The 26370-nt window shown below is 44.3% G+C and carries 24 protein-coding genes and 2 pseudogenes; 13 read left to right on the plus strand and 13 right to left on the minus strand.

The annotated features are described in order from the left end of the window. Positions 1–490 precede the first annotated feature (490 nt). Both rplI and dnaB read left to right on the plus strand, forming a co-directional pair. Positions 491–949, plus strand: coding sequence for a 50S ribosomal protein L9 (rplI, locus tag ACRC32_RS23000; RefSeq protein ID WP_317108089.1), 459 nt, complete (start codon positions 491–493; stop codon positions 947–949). 154 nt (positions 950–1103) lie between these two features. Continuing rightward, positions 1104–2459 (plus strand): replicative DNA helicase, encoded by a 1356-nt coding sequence (gene dnaB, locus ACRC32_RS23005; protein ID WP_438556161.1) that lies wholly within the window; start codon positions 1104–1106, stop codon positions 2457–2459. A gap of 70 nt (positions 2460–2529) precedes the next feature. Here the strand turns inward: dnaB and ACRC32_RS23010 are convergent, their stop codons facing one another. Both ACRC32_RS23010 and ACRC32_RS23015 read right to left on the minus strand, forming a co-directional pair. Continuing rightward, on the minus strand, positions 2530–3078 hold the full coding sequence (locus ACRC32_RS23010) for an FKBP-type peptidyl-prolyl cis-trans isomerase (protein WP_438556162.1): 549 nt from the start codon (positions 3076–3078) through the stop codon (positions 2530–2532). A gap of 141 nt (positions 3079–3219) precedes the next feature. Then, positions 3220–3543 carry a phasin family protein gene (locus ACRC32_RS23015; protein WP_438556163.1) on the minus strand — a complete coding sequence of 108 codons (324 nt, stop codon included), beginning with the start codon at positions 3541–3543 and terminating at the stop codon, positions 3220–3222. Positions 3544–3781: 238 nt separating this feature from the next. On the opposite strand from ACRC32_RS23015, the gene ACRC32_RS23020 reads away from it, so the two are divergent. From ACRC32_RS23020 to ACRC32_RS23030, 3 genes are read left to right on the plus strand one after another with little or no spacing between them, the layout of a single operon-like run. Next, complete coding sequence (locus tag ACRC32_RS23020; protein ID WP_438556164.1) at positions 3782–4090, plus strand: TIGR03792 family protein; 309 nt, start codon at positions 3782–3784, stop codon at positions 4088–4090. A 12-nt stretch (positions 4091–4102) separates the two neighbouring features. Continuing rightward, on the plus strand, positions 4103–4468 hold the full coding sequence (locus ACRC32_RS23025; RefSeq protein WP_438556165.1) for a hypothetical protein: 366 nt from the start codon (positions 4103–4105) through the stop codon (positions 4466–4468). Next, positions 4461–5456, plus strand: a complete 996-nt coding sequence (locus tag ACRC32_RS23030; RefSeq protein ID WP_438556166.1) for a threo-3-hydroxy-L-aspartate ammonia-lyase — start codon at positions 4461–4463, stop codon at positions 5454–5456. The genes ACRC32_RS23025 and ACRC32_RS23030 overlap by 8 nt, the downstream gene beginning before the upstream one ends. An 18-nt stretch (positions 5457–5474) precedes the next feature. Here ACRC32_RS23030 and ACRC32_RS23035 read toward each other — a convergent pair whose 3' ends face one another. Together ACRC32_RS23035 and ACRC32_RS23040 are read right to left on the minus strand one after the other, a co-directional pair. After that, a complete protein-coding gene (locus ACRC32_RS23035) occupies positions 5475–5870 on the minus strand; it encodes a type II toxin-antitoxin system VapC family toxin (protein WP_438556167.1) in 396 nt (131 codons plus the stop codon). Beyond that, positions 5857–6060 carry an AbrB/MazE/SpoVT family DNA-binding domain-containing protein gene (locus ACRC32_RS23040; RefSeq protein WP_438556181.1) on the minus strand — a complete coding sequence of 68 codons (204 nt, stop codon included), beginning with the start codon at positions 6058–6060 and terminating at the stop codon, positions 5857–5859. Before ACRC32_RS23040 ends, ACRC32_RS23035 begins: the two co-directional genes overlap by 14 nt. 141 nt (positions 6061–6201) lie before the next feature. On the opposite strand from ACRC32_RS23040, the gene ACRC32_RS23045 reads away from it, so the two are divergent. Beyond that, the gene (locus ACRC32_RS23045) at positions 6202–6741 is read left to right on the plus strand and encodes a GNAT family N-acetyltransferase (RefSeq protein WP_438556168.1); all 540 of its coding nucleotides are present in this window, start codon (positions 6202–6204) and stop codon (positions 6739–6741) included. On the opposite strand, the gene nblS is transcribed toward ACRC32_RS23045, so the two are convergent. Next, a complete protein-coding gene (gene nblS, locus ACRC32_RS23050; RefSeq protein WP_438556182.1) occupies positions 6738–8711 on the minus strand; it encodes a two-component system sensor histidine kinase NblS in 1974 nt (657 codons plus the stop codon). The two genes, ACRC32_RS23045 and nblS, sit on opposite strands and share 4 nt — an antisense overlap. A 113-nt stretch (positions 8712–8824) precedes the next feature. Continuing rightward, positions 8825–10225 (minus strand): phosphoribosylamine--glycine ligase, encoded by a 1401-nt coding sequence (gene purD, locus ACRC32_RS23055; RefSeq protein WP_438556169.1) that lies wholly within the window; start codon positions 10223–10225, stop codon positions 8825–8827. Between the two features lie 126 nt (positions 10226–10351). Here purD and ACRC32_RS23060 point away from each other — a divergent pair, with 126 nt between their 5' ends. After that, positions 10352–10753 carry a four helix bundle protein gene (locus ACRC32_RS23060; protein ID WP_438556183.1) on the plus strand — a complete coding sequence of 134 codons (402 nt, stop codon included), beginning with the start codon at positions 10352–10354 and terminating at the stop codon, positions 10751–10753. Positions 10754–10758: 5 nt separating this feature from the next. On the opposite strand, the gene ACRC32_RS23065 is transcribed toward ACRC32_RS23060, so the two are convergent. The 6 genes and pseudogenes from ACRC32_RS23065 to ACRC32_RS23090 form a co-directional block, all read right to left on the minus strand. Further along, entirely contained in the window at positions 10759–12219 is a 1461-nt protein-coding gene (locus ACRC32_RS23065; protein ID WP_438556170.1) for a cryptochrome/photolyase family protein, read from the minus strand. A 148-nt stretch (positions 12220–12367) separates the two neighbouring features. Continuing rightward, a pseudogene (locus ACRC32_RS23070) lies at positions 12368–13021 on the minus strand (Uma2 family endonuclease). Between the two features lie 129 nt (positions 13022–13150). Then, entirely contained in the window at positions 13151–14299 is a 1149-nt protein-coding gene (locus ACRC32_RS23075) for a lipase family protein (protein WP_438556171.1), read from the minus strand. Positions 14300–14345: 46 nt separating this feature from the next. Further along, positions 14346–15416 (minus strand): lipoprotein N-acyltransferase Lnb domain-containing protein, encoded by a 1071-nt coding sequence (locus tag ACRC32_RS23080; RefSeq protein WP_438556172.1) that lies wholly within the window; start codon positions 15414–15416, stop codon positions 14346–14348. Between the two features lie 248 nt (positions 15417–15664). Beyond that, the gene (locus ACRC32_RS23085; RefSeq protein ID WP_438556173.1) at positions 15665–18682 is read right to left on the minus strand and encodes an FHA domain-containing protein; all 3018 of its coding nucleotides are present in this window, start codon (positions 18680–18682) and stop codon (positions 15665–15667) included. Positions 18683–19071: 389 nt separating this feature from the next. Further along, the gene (locus ACRC32_RS23090; RefSeq protein WP_438556174.1) at positions 19072–19194 is read right to left on the minus strand and encodes a hypothetical protein; all 123 of its coding nucleotides are present in this window, start codon (positions 19192–19194) and stop codon (positions 19072–19074) included. A gap of 314 nt (positions 19195–19508) precedes the next feature. On the opposite strand from ACRC32_RS23090, the gene ACRC32_RS23095 reads away from it, so the two are divergent. Beyond that, the gene (locus ACRC32_RS23095) at positions 19509–21095 is read left to right on the plus strand and encodes a serine/threonine protein kinase (RefSeq protein WP_438556175.1); all 1587 of its coding nucleotides are present in this window, start codon (positions 19509–19511) and stop codon (positions 21093–21095) included. Continuing rightward, positions 21092–22042: a phosphate/phosphite/phosphonate ABC transporter substrate-binding protein gene (locus ACRC32_RS23100; protein WP_438556176.1), complete on the plus strand. Its 951-nt coding sequence runs from the start codon at positions 21092–21094 to the stop codon at positions 22040–22042. The genes ACRC32_RS23095 and ACRC32_RS23100 overlap by 4 nt, the downstream gene beginning before the upstream one ends. 16 nt (positions 22043–22058) lie before the next feature. Here the strand turns inward: ACRC32_RS23100 and ACRC32_RS23105 are convergent, their stop codons facing one another. Further along, positions 22059–22322, minus strand: a complete 264-nt coding sequence (locus ACRC32_RS23105) for a hypothetical protein (RefSeq protein WP_438556177.1) — start codon at positions 22320–22322, stop codon at positions 22059–22061. Here ACRC32_RS23105 and ACRC32_RS23110 point away from each other — a divergent pair. The 4 genes and pseudogenes from ACRC32_RS23110 to ACRC32_RS23125 form a co-directional block, all read left to right on the plus strand. Further along, positions 22321–23910 (plus strand): serine/threonine-protein kinase, encoded by a 1590-nt coding sequence (locus ACRC32_RS23110; protein WP_438556178.1) that lies wholly within the window; start codon positions 22321–22323, stop codon positions 23908–23910. The two genes, ACRC32_RS23105 and ACRC32_RS23110, sit on opposite strands and share 2 nt — an antisense overlap. A gap of 373 nt (positions 23911–24283) precedes the next feature. Continuing rightward, positions 24284–24859: a COP23 domain-containing protein gene (locus ACRC32_RS23115; protein WP_438556179.1), complete on the plus strand. Its 576-nt coding sequence runs from the start codon at positions 24284–24286 to the stop codon at positions 24857–24859. A gap of 102 nt (positions 24860–24961) precedes the next feature. After that, entirely contained in the window at positions 24962–25819 is an 858-nt protein-coding gene (locus ACRC32_RS23120; protein WP_438556180.1) for a S1 family peptidase, read from the plus strand. Between the two features lie 178 nt (positions 25820–25997). After that, positions 25998–26370: pseudogene (locus ACRC32_RS23125) on the plus strand (hypothetical protein); the annotation flags it as partial.

The following is a 26370-nucleotide window of genomic DNA, read 5'->3' on the forward strand; positions in this document are numbered from 1 at the left end:
CTGGGTATGGAAGTGATGCACGAGCGCAACGCTCACAACTTCCCCCTCGACTTAGCTGCTGTCGAAGCTCCTTCCCTCAATGGCTAATTCGCTCTTCTAACGAAACTAGCGCCTCCCCAAAAAGGGGGGCGCTTTTTGCTTTCTCTAAGTTTGGTAAGGGCGGGTTTACAGAGATTTTTAAGTTGAGCAATAAATATGGTTGGCGAACCCACCCTTACTTGCATTTATCTCTACAATTCAACTACAATAGTAAGTCTTGCCCTAGCTCCATTAAAGATGAGTCTGGAGACGGTAGCAAAGGTAAGAGCCTTTTCATACCGTCGGTCGCGGCTCAAGGCTAAAAACCTGTTGGTACAGGTACTCTACCCCCTCTTATCTTTCTCTGGTGGAAGGATGATAGGGGGTAGTCCGGTGCAAAGGATTGGTTTGGTATCCTATCTTCAGTAGTAACCGCGATCGCAGAAAAATATTTAAGTATACAGGACAGCTCATGGCGAAACGAGTGCAATTAGTTTTAACGCAAGACATACTTAAGCTAGGCAAAAATGGCGACCTAGTTGATGTAGCCCCTGGCTACGCCCGCAATTATTTGCTGCCTAAAAAAATGGCAGTACCAGTTACACCTGGAGTTTTAAAGCAAGTCGAACGTCGTCGAGAAGTTGAACGGCAACGGCAATTAGAATTAAAGCAGCAAGCACAAGAATTGAAAGCGGCTTTAGAAAAAGTTGGCAGTTTCACCATTGCCAAGCAAGTAGGCGAGAAAGAAGCAATCTTTGGTACGGTTACAGACCGCGAATTAGCTACCTTAATTCAGCAAGCGATCGGTCAAGAAGTGGATCGTCGTGGTATTACCTTACCTGACATTAGTAAACTCGGTACTTACAAAGCTGATGTGAAGTTACATCAAGATGTGACAGCAACGGTAGAAGTTAAAGTTGTAGCAGAATAATGGGTAGTTGGTAGTTGGTAGTTGGTGGTTGGTGGTTGGGCATTTTGGATTTTGTCTTTCCCCTTACCCCTTACCCCCTATCCCTTACTCCTGATTCAAAGATCGGGTAAAAGTAGAGAGAGCCTCTTGAACTTTTGCCTGTTATTTTTTATATATGTACAATAATCAACAAAAATTTTTAGAGAATGGAGTCGATCGCCTGCCACCTCAAAATGTTGAGGCAGAAGAAGCGATCCTGGGTGGTATTCTACTCGATCCTGAAGCAGTTGGCAGAGTGAGCGATCGCCTAATTGCAGATGCTTTTTATATTGATGCCCATAAAGAAATTTATCGCGCCGCACTGCAACTGCACTCGCAGGGTAAACCTACCGATTTACTATGTGTTGTTGGTTGGTTGAGCGATCGCGAACTCCTCAGTAAAATTGGTGGTAAAAGCAAATTAGTCCAGCTGGTAGACCGGACAGTTTCGGCAATCAATATTGATGCTTTAGCTGGCTTGGTGATGGATAAGTATCTGCGCCGCCAATTAATTACATCAGGAAATGAAATCGTACAACTGGGGTTTGAGACAGAGAAAGAGTTAGCTACTGTTCTCGACCAAGCAGAACAGAAAGTTTTCGGCGTGACTCAAGAACGCCCGCAGCAGAAATTAGTGTCAATTTCTGATACTTTAATCTATACCTTTCAAGATATTGAGAGTCATAATCAAGGCATTGCCCAGCCTGGGCTATCGTGTAACTATTACGATCTCGATGCGATGACGGGCGGTTTCCAGCGTTCCGACTTGATTATTATCGCTGGTCGTCCGGCAATGGGAAAAACCAGCTTTGCTCTAGGTTTAGCGCATAATATTGCGAGACTGCACAAGTTTCCTGTCGCAGTATTTAGTTTAGAAATGTCAAAAGAGCAGTTAGTACAGCGCTTGTTGTCCAGCGAAGCGGGAATTGAGAGTCAGAGGTTGCGGACGGGAAGAATTGCTCAGAACGAGTGGGAATTATTGTCTCACGCGATCGGCGAACTGTCAGATTTACCGATATATATTGACGATACGCCAAACATTACCGTGATGGAAATGCGTAGTCAAGCTCGTCGCCTGCAAGCAGAAAAAGGTAAAGAATTAGGTTTAATTCTGATCGATTATTTGCAATTAATGGAAGGTAGCGGCGATAATCGCGTCCAAGAATTATCAAAAATCACGCGATCGCTCAAAGGTTTAGCAAGAGAACTCAACGTACCAATTATTGCCCTTTCTCAGCTCAGCCGTAGTGTAGAAGCCCGTAATAGCAAACGCCCGATGATGTCAGACTTGCGAGAATCGGGTTCGATCGAACAAGACGCGGATATTGTCATTATGCTTTACCGCGATTCTTATTACAACCCCGACTCTCCCGATCGCAACATTGCCGAAGTCATCATCGCCAAACACCGCAACGGTCCCACCGGAACTGTCAAGCTATTATTCGATCCAAACTTGACCAAATTTGTGAATTTAGCCAAGCAGAATTTTTAAATTGTCATTTGTCATTCGTCATTGGTCATTTGTGTTTGCCAATGACAAATGACAAGTGACAAATGACTAATCAATTAACCTTCAACAACTCCACGTCAAAAACCAGCGTAGCGTTGGGAGGAATAACGCCACCCGCACCGCGAGCGCCGTAACCTAATTCTGGGGGAATAACGATTTGGCGACGTTCGCCTACTTTCATCGTGCTGAGTGCTTCATCCCAGCCCTTAATGACTTGTCCCGTACCAACTTTAAACGAAAAAGGCTGACCGCGATCGCGAGAGCTATCAAACTTAGAACCATCTTCTAAAGTTCCTGTATAGTGAACTACGACGGTTTGACCTTTTTTTGGCATTTCTCCGCTTCCCTCTTGGAGGACGGTGTATTTCAGCCCAGAATCAGTTGTAATTGCTTTATCGTCAGACATTGGAGTTACCTTATTTGGTGCAGTTGGGGTTTGCGTTGGCTTCTCAGCTATAAGCGTGCTGGATGTGGCTTGAGTTGATGCTTTAACAGATGTAGTTTCAGCCAGAGCGTTATCTTTCGCTCCTCCTACCTGAGCTAGCACCAAAAGCACTACGCAAACTAACGTAATTCCCACGCTGATGAGAATTTCTTTCAAAATTAGACCCTCCTTCAGCTATGCAAGTGCGTCACTACTATATCTTGTAATGGGGTAGTTGGTAATTGGTAATTGGTAGTTGTTAATGGTCAATAGTTAATCGTTCATTGCCATCAACCATCAACTATTAACCATCAACCATTATCGCCACATCTTATTTTCCAAATCGCGGATTTGACGCTCTAGGCGATCGATCCGTCCCCGTAACTCGTCCATTTCTGACTGACGGGGTACGCCAAGATCCTGCATAACATTACGGATCTGCCGTTGCATTTGTGCCTCAAAAGTTGTGGGATCGATCTTGAGCTGCTGCATCATGTTGTCTACAAACACTTTGGCTTGGTCAGAATTCATTTTGCCATCCTTGACCAATTCATCGCTTACTTCCCGCAACTTCTCAGCTACAAGGGAAGTCGTACCAACACCGAGCATCAATAGTTGTTTAATCCAGTTGTTACTATCCATCCTGCTATCCAGTTAGTTAAAGGAATTTATCAACAATAGTGAGTGGCTGGTGGCTAGTGGCTAGTGGAACCAGAATCTTTTCTAGCCACCAGCCACTGTCACTGATAACTGGTCACTGGTCACTGGTCACTGGTCACTGCGATCGAGCTATGCTAAAAACATGTCACCCCAACTCCTCCTGTTATATTCTGGCAAATTTGGCGATCGGCATCCTTTCAAGCAATAGAGAAAAAAGCGCGTGGTTATCGAGTTTCTCAAGTTTAAAGTCACTCCTGAATTAAGGGAGAAATTTATCCAAAAAGATGCAGAAATTTGGACAACAGCACTATCTCGCTATCCTGGATTTCTCAGTAAAGAGGTTTGGATAGAACCCAATGCACCAATGGAGGTTGCGATCGTTATTCGTTGGGCAACGCGAGAACAATGGAAATCTATCCCTACCGAGCAACTCGACAAGATTGATGCTAAGTTTGCCCAGCAGATGGGGAAAACCTACGAGTTGATTCAGTCATCCGAGTATCAAGTCCGCAAGTTTCCTCAGTCGTAATTGCTTTGTACCATGCCTACCTGTCCCCGTTGTCATCAAGCAGTTGACTCTCAGGTAGTCAACTGTCCTTATTGCCGCACGCCGCTCAAAGCATTCGGTCATCCAGGCATTCCCTTACACCGTGCTACAGGTGACGAACCTTTGTGTAACACTTGTACTTACCATTTAGATGATAGCTGCACGTATCCCCAGCGTCCATATGCGACAGAGTGTACGCTTTACCAAAACATCGAGCAAAAACGACTGGAGGAGGAGCAAAGACAAAAAAGCAAGAGTCCTGCTGTTGGGTTACAAAATTGGCTGAAGCGCAATCAATCTTTGCTGTTAATTCTTGGACTGTTGTTAGTCTGTTTCCTCATCGCTTTGAGTCATGTCTAAAACAGAAGCTCCCATCGACACCAATATTGTCACCTTTGCAGATATCGAGGCAGCACATCAACGTTTGGCAGGTGTTGCTAACAAAACTCCCGTAATGACTTCCAGAACGGTGAATGTACTGACAAACAGTCAAGTACTTTTTAAGTGCGAAAATTTTCAACGGATGGGAGCGTTTAAATTTCGGGGGGCGTATAATGCCTTGTCGCAGCTCTCAGAACAACAAAAACGGCAGGGTGTACTCACATTTTCTTCGGGAAATCACGCTCAGGCGATCGCACTTTCTGGTCAGTTACTCAACATTCCTACTACAATTGTCATGCCAAAGGATGCGCCAGTTGTGAAGTTAGCAGCTACGCAGGGTTATGGGGCAGAGGTACTGTTGTACGATCGCGCCGAAATGACAAGGGAAGAGTTAGCAGCCGAACTATGTCGGGAACGCCAACTCACTTTTATTCACCCCTACGACCGTCCTCAAGTTATCGCCGGACAGGGTACAACTGCTAAAGAATTAATCGAAGAAGTGGGAGAATTAGATTTACTCTTAGTTTGTTGTGGTGGTGGAGGTTTGTTATCGGGATGCGCGATCGCGGCTAAAACACTTTCCCCGCAATGTAGAGTTATTGGTGTAGAACCGGAAAGAGCAGATGATGCAACGCGATCGTTTCATAGCAAAACCCTGCATACGGTTCGTAACCCCGATACAATTGCTGACGGCGCTCGAACTCCATCGTTAGGGAAGATTACATTTCCTCTGGTTTTGAAATATGTAGACGACATGGCGACGGTATCGGAAGATGCAATTAAACGCACCATGTATTTTTTGTGGGAAAGGATGAAAATTGTAGTCGAACCCACAGGAGTATTAGCCGCCGCCGCTTTGTTAGAAGGTGTTGTTGCTGCACCAGGGGCAAAAGTTGGCGTAATTATCAGCGGTGGCAATGTAGATTTGCAGCAGGCGGGAGCTATATTTTCTTTTTTAGCAAAATAGCTATTGTCAACGCAATATTTATTCAGGTTGCTTCACAACACATTGCGTTAATAATTTTTTTGCCCGTTTCATAAACTTTTCGTCAAACGTGTAAATTGCCGAGCAACTCTGACTTTGAGCTAGATGAAATGCATCGGCAAAATCTAGGTCGTTTTCGTGCCATTGCAAAACTAGCACGATCGCATTTGTATTGGTGAAATAAACATTCGGTAAACCGAAAAGATTTCTGAGTGCCTGACAGATCTGTTTAAGTTGGAACTGATAGACAAAACGCAATACCCATTCAGCTTCAAGAATTACGGTATCTGGAATAAATATATCTTGTTTCTGAAATAACTCAAAACTTTTTCTATATTGCTGTTCGTCATCTTGCGTGAGGAGCCGAACGACAATATTCGTGTCAACTGCAACCACGCCACTGCTCCGCTACACCCTGACGAAGTGCATCTTCCATTTCACTTAGACTTTTAGGCGTACCTTGATATTTCAGGCATTCGGCGACGTTCTGCAATTTTGTTTCTGGAAAACGCTTTTTAGGTTTAAGCAAAATGCCGTCACCTGTATCAATTACAATCAATTCTTGTCCTGCTTCCCAACCATGAATATTGCGTAACGCTTACGGGATGATAACTTAACCTTTACTTGACAAGCGGGTTGTTTCCATCGAACGCACGAACTCTGGGAAGAAATTTGTAAGAATTATAGCATGGGCTAAGCTCGAAGTTCTGGCAAGGATGAACGAGTAATGATTGTACGAGAAGCAAATCTAAATGACGTACAAGCGATCGCACGGGTACATGTAGATACTTGGTATACGACGTATAAAGGAATTCTCCCAGAATCATATCTAGCCAAAATCTCTTACCAGCAGCGAGAGAGTGCTTGGCGGAAAATTTTAGAAAATACTACAAATAGCAGCCAATTTGTTGATGTAGCTGAAAATGATTCGGGACAAATTATTGGTTTTGCTAATGGTGGAAAAGAACGCACTGGCGATCGCACTTACAAAGGCGAGTTGTATGCAATCTATGTTTTGGAAGTATATCAACGTCAAGGAATTGGGTATAGGTTAACTCTATCTGCTGTGGATAAACTATCTGAATTGGGTTTTAACTCAATGTTAGTTTGGGTATTAGCAGATAACCCTGCCTGTAGATTTTATGAAACTATCGGCGGACAAAAAGTATACGAACAGCAAATTGAAAGAGGTGGGGTAATGTTAAATGAAATTGCCTATGGATGGCATGATATAACAACTATGCACGATCGCATTTCATCGCGTTAAACTACATGAGCGGTTGTATCAATTGTATTTTCGGTTGAAATATCTACTTCTGGTATCCCAATAGTCTTATTACTATGTTCTTGAAATATTGCTAGATCGAACCAGAAAGTTGTCCCTACACCAACCTCACTAACCAAATGAATGTTGGCGTGATGCTTGTCCATAATATTTTTCACAATAGAAAGTCCTAACCCAGTTCCTTCTAAAGTGTGTACGCGGTTTTCCACGCGGAAAAAGCGATCGAAAATAGCTGCTTGATCGTCTGGATCGATGCCAATTCCCGTATCAGATATTTCAATTCTCACTTGAGGTGATGTAATGCGATCGCCACTTGCAGGCTCCATTTTATACGCCCTGATCGCTACTTTTCCACCTTGCTGAGTAAATTTAAGTGCGTTCCCAACTAAGTTAGTAAATACTTGAAGCAATAAGTCGTAATGTCCGAAAACTTGTGGTAGTTCGGGTTCGAGTTGCTGAATTAATTCAATTCCTTTGTCTTTAGCATTCAACTGATAATTTCGTAAAGTTTGTTCGATTGCTTGTGCTAAATCTACCCCTTCAAAATGGTAGATCCGACAAGAAGATTCTAAACGAGATAAGTCTAAGACATCATTAACCAAACGAGTGAGGCGATCGGTTTCGTTATTTGCAGTTGCTAAAAATTCCCGTTGTTCTTCGGTGCTGAGATTTTCGCCGTAGTCGTGCAGAGTTTCAATGTAAGTCTTGATATTAAACAAAGGCGTGCGTAATTCGTGAGAGACGTTGCTGATAAATTGGCTTTTCGCCTCATTCAGTTCGACTTCGCGAGTAATGTCTTGCACTGTCATAGCAATTCCCTTAATACTTTCTCGATGTTGATCGAGAACGGTAGTTAGAAGAATCCGAATCGTGCGCATAGTTGGCTGAGAAAGCAGAATTCTAAACTCTGCACTTTCGCTTTCTCCCCTTGCTATCTTATATAAAGGGCGATTTAATTCCGCTTGCACCGACATTGGCAAATGATTTAATACACTATCTCCAATAACCTCTCCATTTTCCCAGCCAAAAATCCGTCGTGCTGTGGGATTGACTAAAATCACTTGCATATTGGTGTCAAGCAGGATAGCACCATCAGCAATAGTAGAAACTAAAGTTTCTAATTTAGCTTTCTCAGCAGTGAGTTCTTCGATATTTTGTTCTTCATAACGCTCTAAACGTTCTGCCATTTCATTAAAGCTGAAAATCAATTCCTTGAGTTCTCCTCCCAAAGGTAAATCGATCCGCTGTTGAAAATTGCCAGCAGCAATGTTTTTCACACCCGTCAATAACTCTTTGATGGGTTTGGTAATCATGAGAGTATTAAAGACAGCACCCAAAATGACCATGACCCAAATTGAGACGAAAACAGCAATTGTTACATCGCGGGTGAGATTGGAAGAGGTGACAACTGTAGGATTTGGGTTGATTCCAATTGCTAATACTCCCAAATATTTACCTTCATGGTTGAGCGGGACGAAAACATCCGTGACTTCCCCATCAGGCGTTCGGTGTTGTCGCACCATCGGCAATTCAGAATTAGCGGCGTAATCTTCTGGTAGCTGAATCCGGCGCTCAATTGTCAGTGAAGTTTGTACGGCTGGTTCCCAAAAAGGAATTCCAAAAAAGATTTTTCCGGCTTCGTCGGCATAGAGCATGTAGCGCACGCTAGAAGTGCTGCTGTAGAAGCGTTGAGAAAACTGAGCGACTTCGGTGTAATTATTCTCCGCTACCAGAGGGGCAACGTTAGAAGCAAGTAACAACCCCAAGTCACGTCCGAAGCGGGTTTCATTTACCCTTGCATCCACTTGAATCGTGTTAACTGCCCAAAAAGTGAAACCACTGACAATTAACGAAACCACCAGCGTCGCAGCAGCCATCAACTTAGTTGGCAGAGTTAACTCAAACCACCAACGGGCGATCGCTTCTCGGATTGTTTTTAACGGCGCTAACATTTGAATAAAAATTGGTTTTTTATCAGTCCTTTGTTCTAAGGTAAAGTTTTTCGACTTAAAAGACAAAGAGCGGGAGTCGGGAGTCGGGAATCGGGAGTCGGGAAGAGGATAAATTACAAGTTACGAATTCTATAGCCGATGTCGCGGCGATAGTAGATACCTTCAAAGTGAATTTGGGCGATCGCATTATAAGCAAGGGCGATCGCTTGCTCAAAATTCTCCCCTACTCCAGTTACGCCTAAAACCCTCCCGCCATCCGTCACTACAGTTGTGGGGTGTGGGGTGTAGGGTGTAAGGTGTGGAGATTGTAAATTTCTTTCTCCCTCAGCTCCCTCAGCTCCCTTCTCTCCCTTATCCCCTTGTCCCCCTGCTCCCTGCTCCCTGCTCCCTACTCCCTGCTTCAGCTTAGTTCCAGCATGAAATACACAACCCCCCGAAGCCTCGGCTGATTCTATTCCTGTGATGACTTGACCTTTTTCATATGCACCTGGGTAGCCTTTGGCGGCGGCGACGACACAGGCGGCGGCTCCCGACTTCCAGGCGATGGGAGGCAATTCACCTAGTTTTTGCTGACAACAAGCCACGAGTAACTCTTCTAGGGGGGTTTCCAGTAAAGGTAAAATAGCTTGGGTTTCAGGATCGCCAAAGCGACAGTTGAATTCTAGAACTTTAAATTCCCCTGTGGGAGCAACCATCAAACCTGCATATAATACGCCCCGATAATCGATGCCTCTAGAGCGTAAAGTGGCGATCGCAGGCTGTAATACCTCTCGTTCGATCCTTGCCATTAATTCTGGCGTGACGAGGGGAGCAGGGGCATACACTCCCATTCCGCCCGTATTCTCGCCTGTATCCCCTTCTCCGATGCGTTTATGGTCTTGGGCTGGTAGTAGGGGACGAATCGTTATCCCGTCTGTCAATGCCAATACAGAGGCTTCTTGTCCGATTAAGCATTCTTCAATGACAACGAACTTACCCGCATCGCCAAATTGTCCTGCGAAAATTGCTTCTAGTGCTTGATGTGCCTGTGCGACTGTTTCGGCTACGATCACGCCTTTGCCTGCGGCTAATCCGTCAGCTTTGACGACTATGGGCGCTCCTTGTGCGGTGACATAATCTTTAGCAGCAGATTCCTGGGTAAATACAGCAGCTTTAGCGGTGGGAATTCCTGCTTCCTGCATCAAAGCTTTTGCCCAGGCTTTACTTGCTTCAATTTGCGCCCCAGCTTTGGTAGGACCAAATACCATTGCGCCTTGAGCTTGGAGATAATCTGTAATTCCCATAGCTAGAGGAACTTCTGGACCCACCACCACGAGATCGATCCCCTGTTCTCGGACTGCTTGACCGATCCGTTCAAAATCATCCACAGAGTAGGGCGAGTTTTGACAGCGTGATAGCGTTGCCGTTCCCCCATTACCAGGAGTACACAATACCTGTTCTACCTGGGGCGATCGCAACAAAGCCCAAGCGATCGCGTGTTCTCTGCCCCCATTACCTACGACTAAAACTTTCACTGCTTTCCTCTAATGCTGCGATCGATTATCTCGCATTGCGGGAGTTGGGAGTCGGGAGTCGGGAGTCGGGAGTTGGGAATGGGAATACTAATTACAAGAATATTAGGGACTAAAGGTTAGGAAATTCTGACAAGCTCTTCAAATGGGTCATATCGCGATTTGCGAGTTTGGCAGGAGGGAATGAATTTAGCCACAGCTTGTTATCAAGTGACGAAAGTTTTTCCGAAAGAAGAAATCTATGGGATGACTTCACAAATTCGCCGCTCAGCAGCTTCTATTCCAGCAAATATCGCTGAGGGATACGGGCGAGAGTATAGAGCAGAATACATTCACTTTTTACGAATAGCACAAGGCTCTCTTAAAGAGCTAGAAACACATTTATTCTTGTCTCAAATATTCTTGTCTCAAAGAGTTGAAATTGTCACATCTCAAGCTCTAGAATCCCTTTTGCAGCAATGTGAAACTGTGGGCAAAATGCTTCGTTCCTTGATTCGCTCTTTAGAACCTACAAGTAAAAACAACAGATAGAAATCTTACCCCGACTCCCGACTCCCGACTCCCGACTCCCCTCTTTGCTGTTGATAAATAACTTTAAACTGTCGCTGTTGAATTTTATGATCGACGATTGGATCGGGATAGTCTACGGCAGCGCGATCGCGTTTTGAAATATTTCCACTCAGTAACTCTTCTGTGTCAAAAGAGCGTAATTCTGGCAGCCACTCGCGAATATATTCTCCTTCAGGATCGAATTTTTGGGCTTGACTAGCAGGGTTGAAAATTCTAATTGGTTTGGGGTCCATGCCACTTGAAGCACTCCACTGCCAACCACCATTGTTAGCAGAAAGATCGCCGTCAATTAGTCTTTGATAAAAATACTTTTCTCCCAATCGAGGATCGATGAGCAAGTCTTTGGTGAGGAAATTTGCGACGATCATGCGACAACGATTATGCATCCAACCAATATTATTCATTTGTCGCATTGCTGCATCGACAATTGGATAACCCGTCCTACCTTCACACCAAGCTTGAAAATATTCTTCGTTATTTTCGTAAGGAAAATTCTTAAATTGTTGTCGATATGCGCCTTGTTCGAGTTCGGGGAAATGATACATGGCGTGTTGATAAAATTCTCGCCATGCAAGTTCCTGCTGCCAAGCGCGAATACTCGTCTGTGCTTCATCGCTACGAGTATTTTCCATTGCCTCTACAGTAGCAGCCCAAACTGTACGAATACCGATCGCACCAAATTTTAATGCTGCACTTAGTTGAGATGTCCCATCATAAGCAGGAAAATTTCGCTGTTCTTTATACTCTTCGATCGCCCGATGGCAAAATTGTTCTAACCTTTCTTGTGCGGCTGCTTCTCCAGGTTCGATTACTAAGCCATTGTCCCAATTAAAGCCTAAATCTTTCGCAGTCGGTAGGGCGATCGCGCCTGCTTGTTTTGCGGTTTGCAATTCCTGTTCTGTCAACCCTTCTACATCTTTGAGGGTATCTGCGGGTGCGGCTTTCGGTTTGCTACTCCAATTACGCCAAAAGGGAGTAAATACGGTGTAGGGTTGGTTGGAACCTGTATAAATCTCATCTGGGGAATGTAATATCTGATCCCAGTTTTCTTCTAAGACTTGGATGCCTTTTTCTTTTAAGCTTTCTATGACAGTGCGATCGCGTACCTGAGAATATGGTTCTACATCCCAGTTCCAGAATACAGCTTTTGCTCTCAGGGCAGTAGCCAGCGCTGGAATGGCTTCACGGGGTTCGCCTTGCAAAATTAATAACTGGCTGCTAACTTGGGCGTAACGCTGCTGTAATTGCTGCAAACAGCCAATCATGTACGTTACTCGTACGGGAGCGACATCATCTCGTTCTAAAATATTGGGGTCAAGGCAGAATACTCCTACGACCTTTTGACTTCGTTGCCTTGCCGCAGCTAGTCCGGTGTTGTCAGAAATCCGCAAATCGCGACGATGCCAGAAGAGGATGAGGTCAGACATTCACACTTACAACTTAGTTCACTCGTACTAGCATAAAACTTCCAATCCGCGATTGCATCAACCTGCCGAATATTTTTGCCTTTTTGTACGGGCGGGTTTAACTAAAGAACTATTTGTGGTTGTACAAGGATACTCGAAAAACCCGTCCCTACTTCCCTTCTCCAAAAGCAATTATTTCAGCTACAGTTAAACTTATAGTCTGGAAAAATTGAGATTTAAGGCGATCGCTCCCTGTAAAACTCTCAAAGCGATAGTCTTTTTCTGCCACGATGCTTTCAGAATTTACCAGTCGTCCTACAGAAATTGTTGGTTGCAAGATTTTCGGATTTCTTCTATTTGGATATCTATCGAGATGAAATAGCGGATCGATAATCCATAATTCCTGCACGCCAAAAGCAGCATACCAAAGAGGTTTATTTCTATAGTCGTCTTCCCAGTTGGTGCTAACAATTTCAATTGCAATGCTAGGGGTTTCTCTCAATACTGCTTCTACCTAAGTTTGCCGATTCCAATCTTCGCGTTTGATTCCGATTAAGTCAGGCTTACGAGTATCCTTTCTACCTAGTACGAGTACTCGTTGGGGATGAATGAGTAATCCTAAGTTATCCCTCTTACTCTCCGATTTCAATACAAACCATAATTCACTCCGCAAGTTTTCATGTTTTCCAGAAGGTTCAGCTATCGGTACTATAACGCCATTGATGAGTTCATATATTTTTCCTTCTGGTAGTTTCAGTTCGAGAAATTCATCGACAGTATAAGTTTTTATTTGAATAGCAGTAACCCTAGGACTACTTTCCACAAGATAGACTTTATTTTAGTACTAATAAAGCTATATCATTCCCGATTGAGCAATGAAACCTGTAATTGTAGAGTATTTCTAGTACGAGCGCATTTAACGAATAACTAATGACCGATGACAAACGATCGTCTAGCGATTAACATTTCTATTTAAATTAGCACCTTGAGTTCTGCGATAATATTCATAAAAGTATCGATAGCTGTATACATGAATATTTGACTGAGCGGCAATGACTTTTTGCATGACATTGAAATAATTAGCCCTTGATTCTGGAGAAGAGGAAGCTTGATACTGTTTTAATACTATCTCTCTCTCTTGCATTAATTCTCTGTATTCTTCAGGAGCCGTAGCTTTGATTGGCTTTCCTAAAGGAATATAACTGAGAGTATCATAAATTGGTCGCATCAACCCTGGTTTTTCATAGCTGAGGAAATCTCCTTCTGTCTCAACTCTAGTTATTCTTGAAACTAGGGCTGGATATCTTTGTTGAAAATTTTGTTGCGTAAATGCTGGCGCACCAAAAACCATGATTTTCATATTTGCAGGTAAAACTCCTGCATCTGCTAACATTGCGGCATAGAGAATTGCAGTTCCCCCCAAGCTATGTCCGGTAATTAATACTTCAATATCAGTATTGGGCTGTTTTTGTCTGCGTAAAATTTCAGATACTAATTCTTTTGATTTTTCATCTGCAAAAACCGAACCAGCATAGTTTTTAAACCCTTCATGGATCAAAACTGCTGCATTGCTATACATATTAACTGGTAGTCCGGCTACGTTTGCAGCTAAATCGTTGGGATCTTCTAAACCTACATACGTTCCCTTAAAGGCAATGACATAGGCAAGTTTTCTTCTTCCTAATTGTTGCCTTTCTAATTGACGAATCAAAATCGCATATCCACCAAAAACTCTATCCTTTTTAACAACAAAGAAATCAGAGAGCTTTAACCTTTTATTGACTACTTTAATATCTTTAGCTGCATATAATTGAGCGATTTGATTAATAACATTAGTACGCTGAAGCGGATTTTTTGTTCTTTCAGTGTCAAACAATTGATAAATTAAATCTGTGGTCAGATGAGCGGCTTTGCCAATATCTGCACAGGCTATAGAGTGTTGAAAACACAACTGTTCAAATTGAACAGATCTAACATTAGAAATAAAACTTGCGATGTTAGCGGGAGATTGAGCATTTAATGGCTGAGAGATACCGAGCAATCCCCAACATAATGCAACTCTTGTTAAAAAAATATTTGTATTTTTCGTTAGAGGTTTCATGGTTGCATGTTGTCAAGAAAAGTTTTGTCAAAAAAAGTTGTAGTAGTTAACGTTTTCCACTGCTGAATTCAGTGGCAAATTCTGCTTCTAAATTTGGCATTTTACGAGGATCTACGAGTCCGCGTCGGACAATCGCATCTAAAGGAGGGGTTGGCAACTGAACTGCTGGTAGCTTTTGAATTTGCTCTGTTAACAACTGATTCAAGGTTTCGGGAGTTAAATTTTGATTGGATAGAGCTTCGTTAAGTTCTGGTCCCGTGGGGATACCAAGAAAATATTCTTGTTTTTCTTGCGGCGATTTGGGTTGATAACCAGTCGTGCGATCGATCGCTCGAAGAGATTCCGTCGTACAATTCCGCTTGAGAGTATCGTACATGAGGTTAGTGCGATCGCGATCGCCTTGCATAATGACATTGAATAACAATTGTTGTTTTTGTTGCGGAGTTAATGCCAGCCTAATCTGTTCGATTCGATCCGTAAATGGATACTTAACAGCATCTTGAATTCTATCTTCTAAACCAACTATTTCATGGGCTACAGCATAAAAATCAACTAATCCTGAAACGGGGTCCCATACACCCGATCGTAACCAGATAGCATTAGCAGAATAAATAAAATCCCGCATCCGAATTGCTTTTTGTCTCCGATCTCCTACAGATTGTGGAATTAAAATTGCTTCGCGACCTGGTTTGAGACGAAAACGAATTTGTCCGTGAGCGCTATACGAACTGCGTAAAACATTAAAATATTGAATTTGAAAGATGGCATCTTCTACAGCATTTGTGGGAATCTGAGCTACCCAGTACTTACCCTTGTGTTTGAAGTTAGCAAACAACATCGTTCCTGGCGCAGGCTTATATAGTGCAGCTTCCCTAGAAGAGAGCATTCTCACCGAACGTTGTTCGCAGCTCAAACACTGACCTTTAAACGCTCCTTTTGGCATTCTCGACTGAGGATCGAAGGGATCTTTAGGGTCGCAAATACAACTTTTATTATTACTAGGTTGAGACGGTTGTGCATTGCCTGATTGCGCTAATACTGGTGGTGTAGAAGTAAAAAATGAAAGTGCTGACAATGCCGTTGCTGTTACTACTTTCCAGCGAAAATTTTGTAGCATAATTTGATATTGAATTTAAATTGATTAACTAAAAAAATCGAAAAACTAGATTTAATAGAAATCGCTTTTTACAAATCTAGATTTTTTTCAAATTTAGCTCTTTGGGAACCTATCTTTTATACAATGATACAAGGCGGGTTTATTCAGATCTTCAAACGAGCGTAGAAATTTCAAGTGAACCCGCCCTTCCGTATGTCTGACTTTTGACTTTTGACTTTTGACTTTTGCTTTTTAATTATCAACTTACATCAAACAATATCTTTGCGCTTTTGCACTCCGAATAGGATACCAAACATGGCAACCATAAGCACTCCTAACATTGACCAGTGCCAAGCCAAATTCACTTTGAACGAACTACCATAGTCTTTTTTGAAGCGTTCGATCAATCCTTCTCCACTCTTAATCGCACCCTCAAATTTTCCTTTCCATTCACTATAATCCTTTTGCCAGATATCTACATCTTTTTTGTATTTGTCTACTTTCTTTTCATAGTCATCGAGTTTTCTAGGATCTGAGGGAGCCTTGCCAGGATCTTTGGGTTTAACTGGTTCTGGCTTATCTACTACGGGATCGTATTTCGCCATCAACCCAGGAAACTCACAACTTTTAAACATTTTTGTCCCCAAACACTGGCTGCGTTTTTTCTGTTCGGGAGTCTGTTTTTCGCGATCTTTGTCTGATAGTTTCCAGTAGGAATCGTCGGCGATATCGCGACCCATTCCCGTGATGGTCACTAACGACTCAAAAGACCATTTTGTAATCGTGAGACGGTTAATTAATTGCCCTGGAGGTCCGAAAGTCTCTACAGGTAACATCCCCCCACCAAACGTAATTTGTGGCACGAGGAAAATAATTGTGAGTAGGGGTGCAACATTCTGGTTGGGCGAAATTGCAGACACCAAAAGCCCCATCACCATTCCAGCTAGGGTAGCAAGGAAGAAGGTGATATACATATTCAAAAGCTCTTCTGTACCACCAGGAAGGTCGATCGCCAGCCATTTAAATAACAAGAAGATTGCTGCTTGATATAGAGCTAATATGACTCCAATCCAAACTTTAGATATGATGTAGGGCAAAATTTTCAGCCCGATCATGCGTTCGCGGCGATAAATCTCTTGTTCTTTAACAATCTCGCGCATGGTTGCCAAGCTACCCACAATAACCGCAATTAAAGCAGCGGAAAATAGCATGGTTATTACCTGTCCCGCATTACCTTCCTTGAGGTTGAAAACATTGCGCTGCCAGGTAACAAAATCTAAGATGCCGAGAATTGGCGCGATCGCACCCATCAAAAACAAGCCAGCGCGATCGCGCATCAAAATTGCTAAGTTGCGCCGCGACAAGATGATAAACTGCTGCCATGCCGAGACTTGCTTAATTGTGCTACCTGGTTTCTGTTTGGCTCGATGGCTTCTTTGTGCCATTTGGGGCATTTGCAGCTGTTGTTGGCGCTCTAATACGTACTTGTGATAGTGACGCGAGTTTCTAAAGCGTTGCTGCCATTCTTCAGGTGATAGTTCGTGTTCTACCTTGCCGTAGATCCGATCGAACTCCTCTACCCCAAAGTAGTCAATTGCTTCTGCTGGCGGACCAAAATAGGCGACTCGACCCCCTTTCGCCAAAAATACCACGCGATCGCATAGCGTGACGTTCTTCGTAGCATGAGTAATCAGCAAGATCGTCCGTCCCTGATCTGACAATTTCCGCAGCAACTTCATGATCTGAAGTTCCGTACCAGGGTCAAGACCGGATGTCGCTTCATCAAGGAAAAATAGACTGGGTTTGGTAATTAGCTCGACCCCAATTGAGACCCGCTTACGCTGTCCGCCGCTCAATGCTTTTACAGGTACGTCCTGGCGTTGCAGCAATTCTAAGTCTGTCAAAACTTCTTGTACCCGCTTTTGACGTTCGCCAGGAGTGGTATCTGAAGGCATCCTTAACTGAGCGGCAAAATCGAGCGCTTGCTTGACCGTCAGTTCTTTGTGGATGATGTCATCTTGAGGGACGTAACCGAGTTCGGTACGGTAGGCATTAAAGTTTTTATATAAGTCTTCCCCGTTTACCAGTACCATGCCGCTCGTCGCCGGACGAAAGCCGTTGAGTGCGTCGAGGAGGGTCGATTTACCACCACCGCTGACTCCGGCAATGACGATGAATTCTCGCGGCAAGATCGACAGCGAAATGTCGTCGAGTAAGGTCGTGCCTTTACCGACAACCTTCGTTAAGTTGACGGCATCCAGACGCAGATTACCTTCTTCGTTGAAACTTACTAAAGTCTCATCAACGTTGAAGACAAAGCGAGTCGGACCGATGCGAATTGTATCTTCAGGTCTGAGCGACTGCGAACCGCTGACGCGCTTGCCGTTGACAAAAGTACCGTTACTGGAATTGAGATCGGCGATCGCAAACGTACCATCTTGACGCGAAATTCTGGCATGATAGCGCGATACGGTCGGATGGTCGATCGCAATATCGTTTTGCTCGTCGCGCCCAATCGTTAAATTATTGCGATTGCTCAGATTCAGTTGATGCGTAATACTCGGTACTTGGTCGGTGGCAGTTGTTTGGAAAGTTAGAGTAATTCCAGAACCAATGGCGATCGCGTCTCCATCCATTAACCGCCGTTCGCTAATGCGTTGCCCTTGATATAACAACCCATTTCTGCTACCTAGATCGACTATCATGTAGCTGCCTTGACGCTCGACCAATTCGGCGTGCCGTGACGAAACTTGGGGAAAATTAATCGGGACATCACAACTAGGATCGCGACCGATAATCATCTGGTTTTTGACAATCGGAATATCTTGCGTTCCTGCTGGAGTCGTCACCCGCAATATGGGTGTCACGATCTGAGTCTGAATCGCTTGAGGTGGTGCAGCAAAATTCGTGGCTTCAAAACCAACAGTTGTCCCTATCCCCGTCATCTGGGTTGCAGTTGCACCTGTAGTGACTTCCTCAACACCGCAAAAGCGCAACTCGCAACCCCCAATTCTAATCGTGTCTCCATCTTTGAGTTGCCTCGGTTGACTAGGAGCCAACCTAGAATTATTGACGAAAGTGCCAGTACTACTGCCTAAATCTGTGAGCAAGTATCCACTCATGCCTTGGGGCGCAAGCTGAGCGTGATAGCGCGAAACATTACTTTCGCTCAAAACTAAGTTATTGTCTCCCGCTCGACCAATTCGCACCACATCGCCGTTGAGTGGAAATTCTTGCTTACTACCGTCACGTCTACCAATCTCCAGACGTGCAGAAGACTGAATCATAATATTTTTATTTTTTTTAATTATTCTGTAGTTTGATGTCGTAGCTGGAAAATTTTTCTCTGAGATTGCAGTATATTATCGAATATTCGGGTTTTCTCCAATTTCATTAAAATTTTATACTTTCTAGCGTGCAAGTTTTATACTCTCGACTAACTCGATCTATGCACGTTCTGCACATATTGTTACAACATCTGTTACAAGGTCTTGTTACAATGTCAAGCAGCAACGTAAGATAGTATCTGCCAATACAATTAAATAGTATTTAAAGAGAAATAAAGATTTCAGGCTAGGCTAAAAGCTAGTGTCAGGCGCGCTCGCTGCCAAGAACACGAACATTCAGATGTTAGCGGTTAGTCCGAGAAACACGCATTCTCATTGGCTATTGCTAGCTATAAACAATCGGCTGTGAGCCGATCGCCTCGATCGAGGGTGCTAGGCAAGTAAGAGGAAAAAGCAAATAGGAGAATCATCTCCTCAATCAGCGGGCAGTGCGATCGCGGTTTGCTACACAAATCTACGTATGTTTAGGAGATTCGATCGAGACAGCGTATTTCGGCGATCGTATCTTGAAATATATCCCGATCTATACTTATACAAATATTAGGAGCTTTAACCCCGCATATTTGAGGGCGAAATGCAACTCTTTTCTTCTGCCCTCTAACCTCTGCCTTCCTCAAAAAATTTTAGCAGTAAAAGTTCATATTAGGCTTTAATGATGATGAAAGAAATATATTTTTAGCTGGCTTAGTTGCCTCTAGCTTGGAAGTCATCGCCTATACTGTTGGCAAACATTTATTTTCATACCAGTTTTAATGCGCTCTGCTCCATGAACTCGCCATTACAAAAAGACAACTGGCTCGGTCGCTGCGTTGGCGAACGCCAGCGCTACAGACTAGAACAACATCTAGGCGCGGGCGGAATGGGAGATGTCTTCATCGCTAGGGACGTACCGATTGGCAAACTAGTCGCTTTAAAGATCCTCAAAGGATCGCTAGCAGAATCAGCCGATCTGAGAAAGCGGTTCGAGCGAGAAGTGACTCTCTGCGCTGCGCTCAAAAGCGATCACATCGTGAATATTAGCGACTATGGCGTTACCGATGAGGGGTATCCCTTCTACGTCATGGAGTACCTGCAAGGACAGAGCTTAGGACAACTGCTACGCCAGCAGCAACAGCTGGGCATCGAACGCAGTCTGTCGATCGCAATCCAAGTGTGTCAAGGTTTGCGGTTGGCGCATCAAGGCGTACACCTATGGCAAAATGGAGCAACCGCTAGCAAGCAGATCAAAGTCGTCCATCGCGATCTCAAGCCAGATAATATTTTTCTCGTTCCTACTGCATTGGGAGAACTCGTCAAAATTCTCGATTTTGGTATTGCTAAAATTTGTAACGATACGAATGAATTTACCAATCTGACGAACGTTTTTATTGGGACTTTTCACTATGCAGCTCCCGAACAGTTTGAGCTAGGGACAGAAGTAGACGAACGTGCCGATATTTACAGCCTCGGCGTAATTCTCTACGAAATGCTGACTGGAAGCGACCCATTTGGGTTTAATTTCCGTCGCCATAGCAATACGATTAGCGGTATGTCATGGGTATTCGCTCATGCTTCCAAGCCCCCGATTCAGTTGCGATCGCAGCCTCGGTGCGAGCATTTTTCACTACAACTAGAAGCCGTCGTCATGCGGTGCTTGCAGAAATCGCCCCGCGATCGCTTTAGTTCTGTAGACGAGTTAAGTCGTGCCTTGCAAGCTGCCGTAGCGATCGATCTGGCGAATAACACAATTGTCCCAGGTTTAGGTGCAGCAACGACAATTGCTACGTCGCCTCCTCCCGCATCCCCATCCGAACTAACGACCACTCAACTACCCGATCCAACTTTTCCACCTGACTTTACTCAACGTCTGTCTGCGCCCCGAGTCCCGTTAGAATCTACCGACGTATCCCTGTCAGCCCAACACCGATCGCTGGTCAAGCTGTTTACAGAATTTGCTGGACCGATTGCGACTACTGTGTTTCGACAAGTAGCAGCTCAATCATACAGCGTCGAGCAGTTGGTAGAAAACCTCTCAGTTTACCTGCCTGCCAAGCAACAAGCAGAATTCGAGCGTCAGGCAAAAGCGATCGAAGCTGAGTCAACAGCTAAATCTCAAACCCACAGCACCAACGGCAATAAATTTTCCCATCATCAATTATCAAATAATTTAGCGCAGTCGGCACTCGATACTAATTTTATTCAACGGTGCGAAAAAACTTTAATCGATCTGATTGGACCGATTGCGCCGATTCTCATTCAAAAAGTTCTAAAATCTGGAATGCAAATTTCCGAGTTGGAATTAGTCAATCGATTAGCCAATGAAATTCCCGATCCTCAAAAAGCCGCCGATTTTTGCCGTCGTCTCCTAAAATGAGCCTTCCCGATCGATTTACTACATTATCTCCAACTTCTCAGTTTCGACTGCCAACTTTTAACAAGTCATCTCGCCGTACGTTACTTTTACAATTATTTCTACTCACAGCATGTGGGGTGCGATCGCTATCGAGCAAGCGCCAAGGTTTAGTTCTCGGTGTAGTCAGTTATAACGCAGGGGAACAGACCATCAATCGTTATGCTAAATTGACTCGATATTTAAGTGAAAAAATTGGAGTTATCGTACAATTAGAACCTGCTTTTAACGAAAATAAGGCTCTAGAACGAATTCGGAATCATGCTTGGTCTCTAGCTTTTGCCGAGCCTGGATTAGCCGCGATCGCGATCGACAAACACCAATACACCCCGATATTTTCCCTTCAGGGAATTGCTAATTTGCGCTCTATTCTAGTCGTGCGCAAAGATAATCCGATCGTTGAGTTAAAAGAATTACAAAATCAACCGCTTGCCCTCGGACAGCCAGGTTCAGCTACCGGATATTTTTTTCCCATTTACAATCTCTACGGTCTAACTCTAGCAGAGATTATGCTTGCACCCACACCTAAAACAGTTTTGGAATGGGTTGCCACAGGGAAAGCTACGGCAGGCGCTCTTTCTAAAGAAGAATTTTACCTACACAGTTCGCATTTCAGCCCCACCGAGTTTCGCATTCTCTACACCGATCCGCACGAAGTCCCACCTGGCGTGGTTTTGGTTGCACCTAATATAGACAAAAACCTGCGCCAGCAAATTTACCGCATCATGAATGGAGTCCCCTCGATTTTGGCGCAAGAAGCAGGATACATACCCAACAGTTCAGCGCCAGACTACGGTTACATGATTTCAGTCATTAAGCGCGTTAGAGCAATTTTTCCCGACGAATACGAACATGGTGCAACACCTCTACAACTCAAACCCGCCCGACTTTTAGATAATATTTCGATTTAGAGTGAGTAGTCATTCGTCATTTGTTGTTGGTCACGAACAGGGTGTGGGGTGTGGGGTGTGGGGTGTGGGAAGTGTGGGAAGTGTGGGAGGACACAAGGGAGAATTTCTTTCTCCCCGCTCTCCCCCAGCTCAAGAGCAGCCTCCCCAGCTCTCTTACTCCTGCTCCCTGCTCGTGCGCTCCCTGCTCAAGCAATAATAGTAGTATCATAGTCTCGTTCGCGATCGCACGCCCAAAAAAGGCAACAAGTCCAGAAACAGCAACACATAGAGAAAGCTCCATGACATTTCCTGCTCAGCCAGAAACCTGGATTGGTCGGAGTATTGGCGATCGCCAACGCTATCGCTTGGAGAGGCGCTTGGGTTCAGGCGGAATGGGCGATGTTTTTCTGGCAATGGATACCTTATTGGGACAACACGTAGCATTGAAGCTACTGAAAGAAAAATTGGCAGCGTCAAAGTCTTTGAGAAAGCGGTTCGAGCGGGAAGTTGCTATTTGTGCGGCGCTAAAAAGCGACCATATCGTGAATGTGAGCGATTATGGCGTTACGGATGAAGGGCATCCTTTTTATGTCATGGAGTATCTGCGCGGGGATAGCTTGAAACAATTGCTGAAACAACAGCAACGGCTACCCGTCGAGCGAACGATCAAAATTGTGACTCAGGCGTGTGAAGGATTGCGTCTAGCTCACTCAGGCATCGATCTCTGGTGGAGTGGAGCGACAGCCAGCGAACACGTCAAGGTAGTTCACCGCGATCTCAAACCAGACAATATATTTGTCGTGCCTACAGCACTGGGAGAACTGGTGAAGATTCTGGACTTTGGAATTGCCAAAATCCGCGATGAATCGCTCGATCGCACGAATCTGACTTATGGATTTATCGGCACGTTTCGCTATGCTGCTCCAGAACAGCTGCGAGCTGCCAATACTATAGACGCAAGAGCGGATATCTACAGCTTGGGTGTCATTCTCTACGAACTCCTCAGCGGCACAGATCCATTTGGTTTTGGCGCTCAAGCCTATTCGATTACGGGCATGGGTTGGGCAATGGCACACAAGACAAAACCACCGATTCCCATCAGGTTACAGCCTGGTTGCGAAAATTTATCGCCGCAACTAGAAGCAGCTGTCATGCAGTGCTTGCAAAAATCACCTAACGATCGCTTTGCCTCAGTAGAGCAATTAAAGCAAGTATTAAAGGCTACTCTTACCCACAAGCCTGAAGAAGCGATCGATAATTCTCTTCATCCATCTCCTCCTGCACCCACGCACCCACAATCATCTGTTCCAGTCACACCTGATGCGGCGACGACTAGAGCCTATATACCACCACAGCCAACAAAAACAGAAGTCATTCCTCCGACATTGCTGCCAGACACCTTGTTACCTCCACATAAGCAAGAAGTTCGGGCAAACGTTCAGTTCTCTGCCGCACAGCAGAGTAATCTAGCTAATTCCAGCACGGACGATTCAATCCTCATATCTCCACCAGCGCGTCATCGCCGCTTATCCACCTCTACTTTATTTTTTGTCGGTGCGGCTATTGGTGTTGGTATTGTGGCACTGGGAGCAGTAGTTTATTCATACATTCAGTTTCGTCTGACAGCTCAAGTTATCGATGAAATTCAAACTTTAAAACATCAAGCACGATACGAAGCTTGTGCGAGTAGAGCCGAAACAGTTACCCGCGATTCGACAGTGTACGCCGAAGCGCGGGCAATACTAAATGAGTGTCATTTAGAACATGCCAAGCAACTCGCAGGAAGTAGTAATTTTGCTGAAGCGATCGCTATTGCCAGACAAATTCCTCAAGACAGTCCTCTCTATTCCCAAGCTCAAATCCTGATTCAAGACTGGTCGGAGATTTGACAGTTATCAGTTAACAGGGAGCAGGGAGTAGGGAGCGCACGAGCAGGGGGAAGTTGGAGGAGCTGGGGAAACTGGGGGAGAACGATCTCGCACCACTGTTTCTCGACTTTCGACTTCTGACTTTTGACTTTTGACTTTTTACTTCTTTAGTACGTATATGAAGTGTTTTTATAAGTATGTTACGTATACAAAATAGCTGTCAAGTATAATTTTATATTTTTTTTCAAAATTTGACCGGAATCGTAGCATATTTGGATGTAGATCGCGGTATAGTTCAAATACGCTAGTCTCGTCAAGCAGACTTGTCAAGTTCAGGGTACTTGAGCTGACTGTGAATGTAATTGAAATTTTAACTGCCCTTGAGGTACGAGCGATGATAGGCAATCACACAATTAAAAATTTAAAAAAATTCACTAAATATTTAGCAACAGCGATCGCAGTTATAAGTGGGATCGGCATAGGTAGCGAGTTCGTCCGAGCAGAAGCAGTAGCTAGTGCTGGTGGTGCGACAACTTTTCATTGCATAGCTTCAGGTCAGGGCTATGCAACGATCGCCAAACGCGGCGAACGGATCACAGCACCAGTTATTACCTGGAACAGCAATGAGTTTGGGACGCAATACACGCCGCACGAGCGTTGTAAAATAGTTAGCGATCGCTTGACTGAAGTTGTAGCTGCCAAAGGCGGAAAGCTGAGAAACTTGCAACTGACATACGGACGAGTTAACAGCAAACCAGTCATTTGTTATGTGGGCAGTCGAAACGAAATCTGCAACCGGAAAAATATTCTGATGACATTGCGCGAATCCGATCGAGGCAAAGAGCGCCAAATTCTCGAACAATTGGTGACTTTCAGCCTGAAAGGGACGGGTACGGCAGTGCAACAAAGTGCGCCTCAGTATTATGCACCTTTTGGAGAAGAAATTGAGCAAGCATTGTCAGCGGAATAAGGTAAATGCATGAGTAGTCGAGATTGAGAGCGATCGCCAACTCGAACCTCATAATTCACGAATGACAGTCGATCGAGCGATTGGAATTGGGATGCAGCGAAAGTGAAATTATCATCAGCCACTATTGTCTTATTTAACCTCGGACTGCTGGCGATCGCTGCGATCTTATGGTTATCACCATCAAAACCGAATACAAAATCCGATGCTAGTACTGAAAAAATTGCGACTACAACACCTGTAGATTCAGTAAAAAGTTCGGCAATAGTAGAAGTTGCTCAACAAGTGACAGTCAGAGTATTGACAAAAACAAGTATGGGTTCTGGGGCGATCGTACAACGTCAGGCTCAGACATACACCGTTCTCACCTGCGACCATGTAGTAGCAGGTAGTCAGGACGGTGAATTTAGCATTCTTACTGCTGATGGCGCAACTCATCCAGCCCGCCGCTTGACGCAGACTTTAGCAGGTGTCGATCTCGCCTTACTACAATTTGATAGCCCTAAATCCTATCGTGTTGCTGTCTTAGGAAATTCCCTTACTTTAACAAAAGGCGATCGCGTCTATGCATCTGGTTTTCCCAATTATCAATTCCTCAATAAAAGTCGTGTTGATGAAACACGTAACTGGGGAATGAAAGCATTTCGGCTGACAACGGGAACTGTTTCTTTACTCTTAGAACGAACCTTACCAGAAGGATACAGTTTAGGTTACACCAACGAAGTCGAACAAGGGATGAGTGGTGGACCTGTTTTGAATCAAAAAGGAGAACTTATTGGGATCAACGGTCGCTTGAAATATCCACTTCAAGGCATTGATGTGTTTACATTTGCCGATGGTACAAAGCCATCGGAAGAACTATTTAATCAAATGGAAGCGCTGAGCTGGGCGATTCCAATTGCCGCTTTTCAGCATCAAGCTGAAAAAAACTTGGATCAACCTCAATCGCAAAATGAAATTTAGTTGTTATCAGTTGTCAGTGAAGAAAGGGTGTGGGGTGTGGGGTGTAGGGTGTGGGGTGTAGGGTGTAGGGTGTGGGGTGTAGGGAAAGTTTGAATGCGTGAATGCGTGAATGCGTGAATTTGTAGTTGCTCCCTTAGCTCTCTTCCCCGACTTTTAACTTTTAACTTTTGACTTTATTATGAATGGCTGGAAAAAGTTTTTTCAAACTCGAAATTTAAAATCGACAATTTTTATCGCTGGAGTTATTACGGCTACGACGATCGCTTTTACTGGCAAGATGACAGGACTCACGGCTTTACAAGCAGATGCGATCGCCCAGCAAACTCAGCCTGGTACTGATTCCAAAACGTTGAATCAGACGGAAATTGACGCGATCGCTTCGCAAACAACAGTGGTAGTTGGTCAAGACCTCCAAAAAGGTGATGTTGAAGCTCGACGCGAGTTTAACCCAGGTTCTGGAGTGATTATCGCTAAGCGCGGCAACATTTACTACGTGGCGACTAACTTGCATGTTGTCCGTGGTCGAGGTGGTTTTTATGGGGTACGTACCT

The sequence above is a fragment of the Chroococcidiopsis sp. genome (assembly GCF_051657925.1).
GTDB lineage: Bacteria > Cyanobacteriota > Cyanobacteriia > Cyanobacteriales > Chroococcidiopsidaceae > Chroococcidiopsis.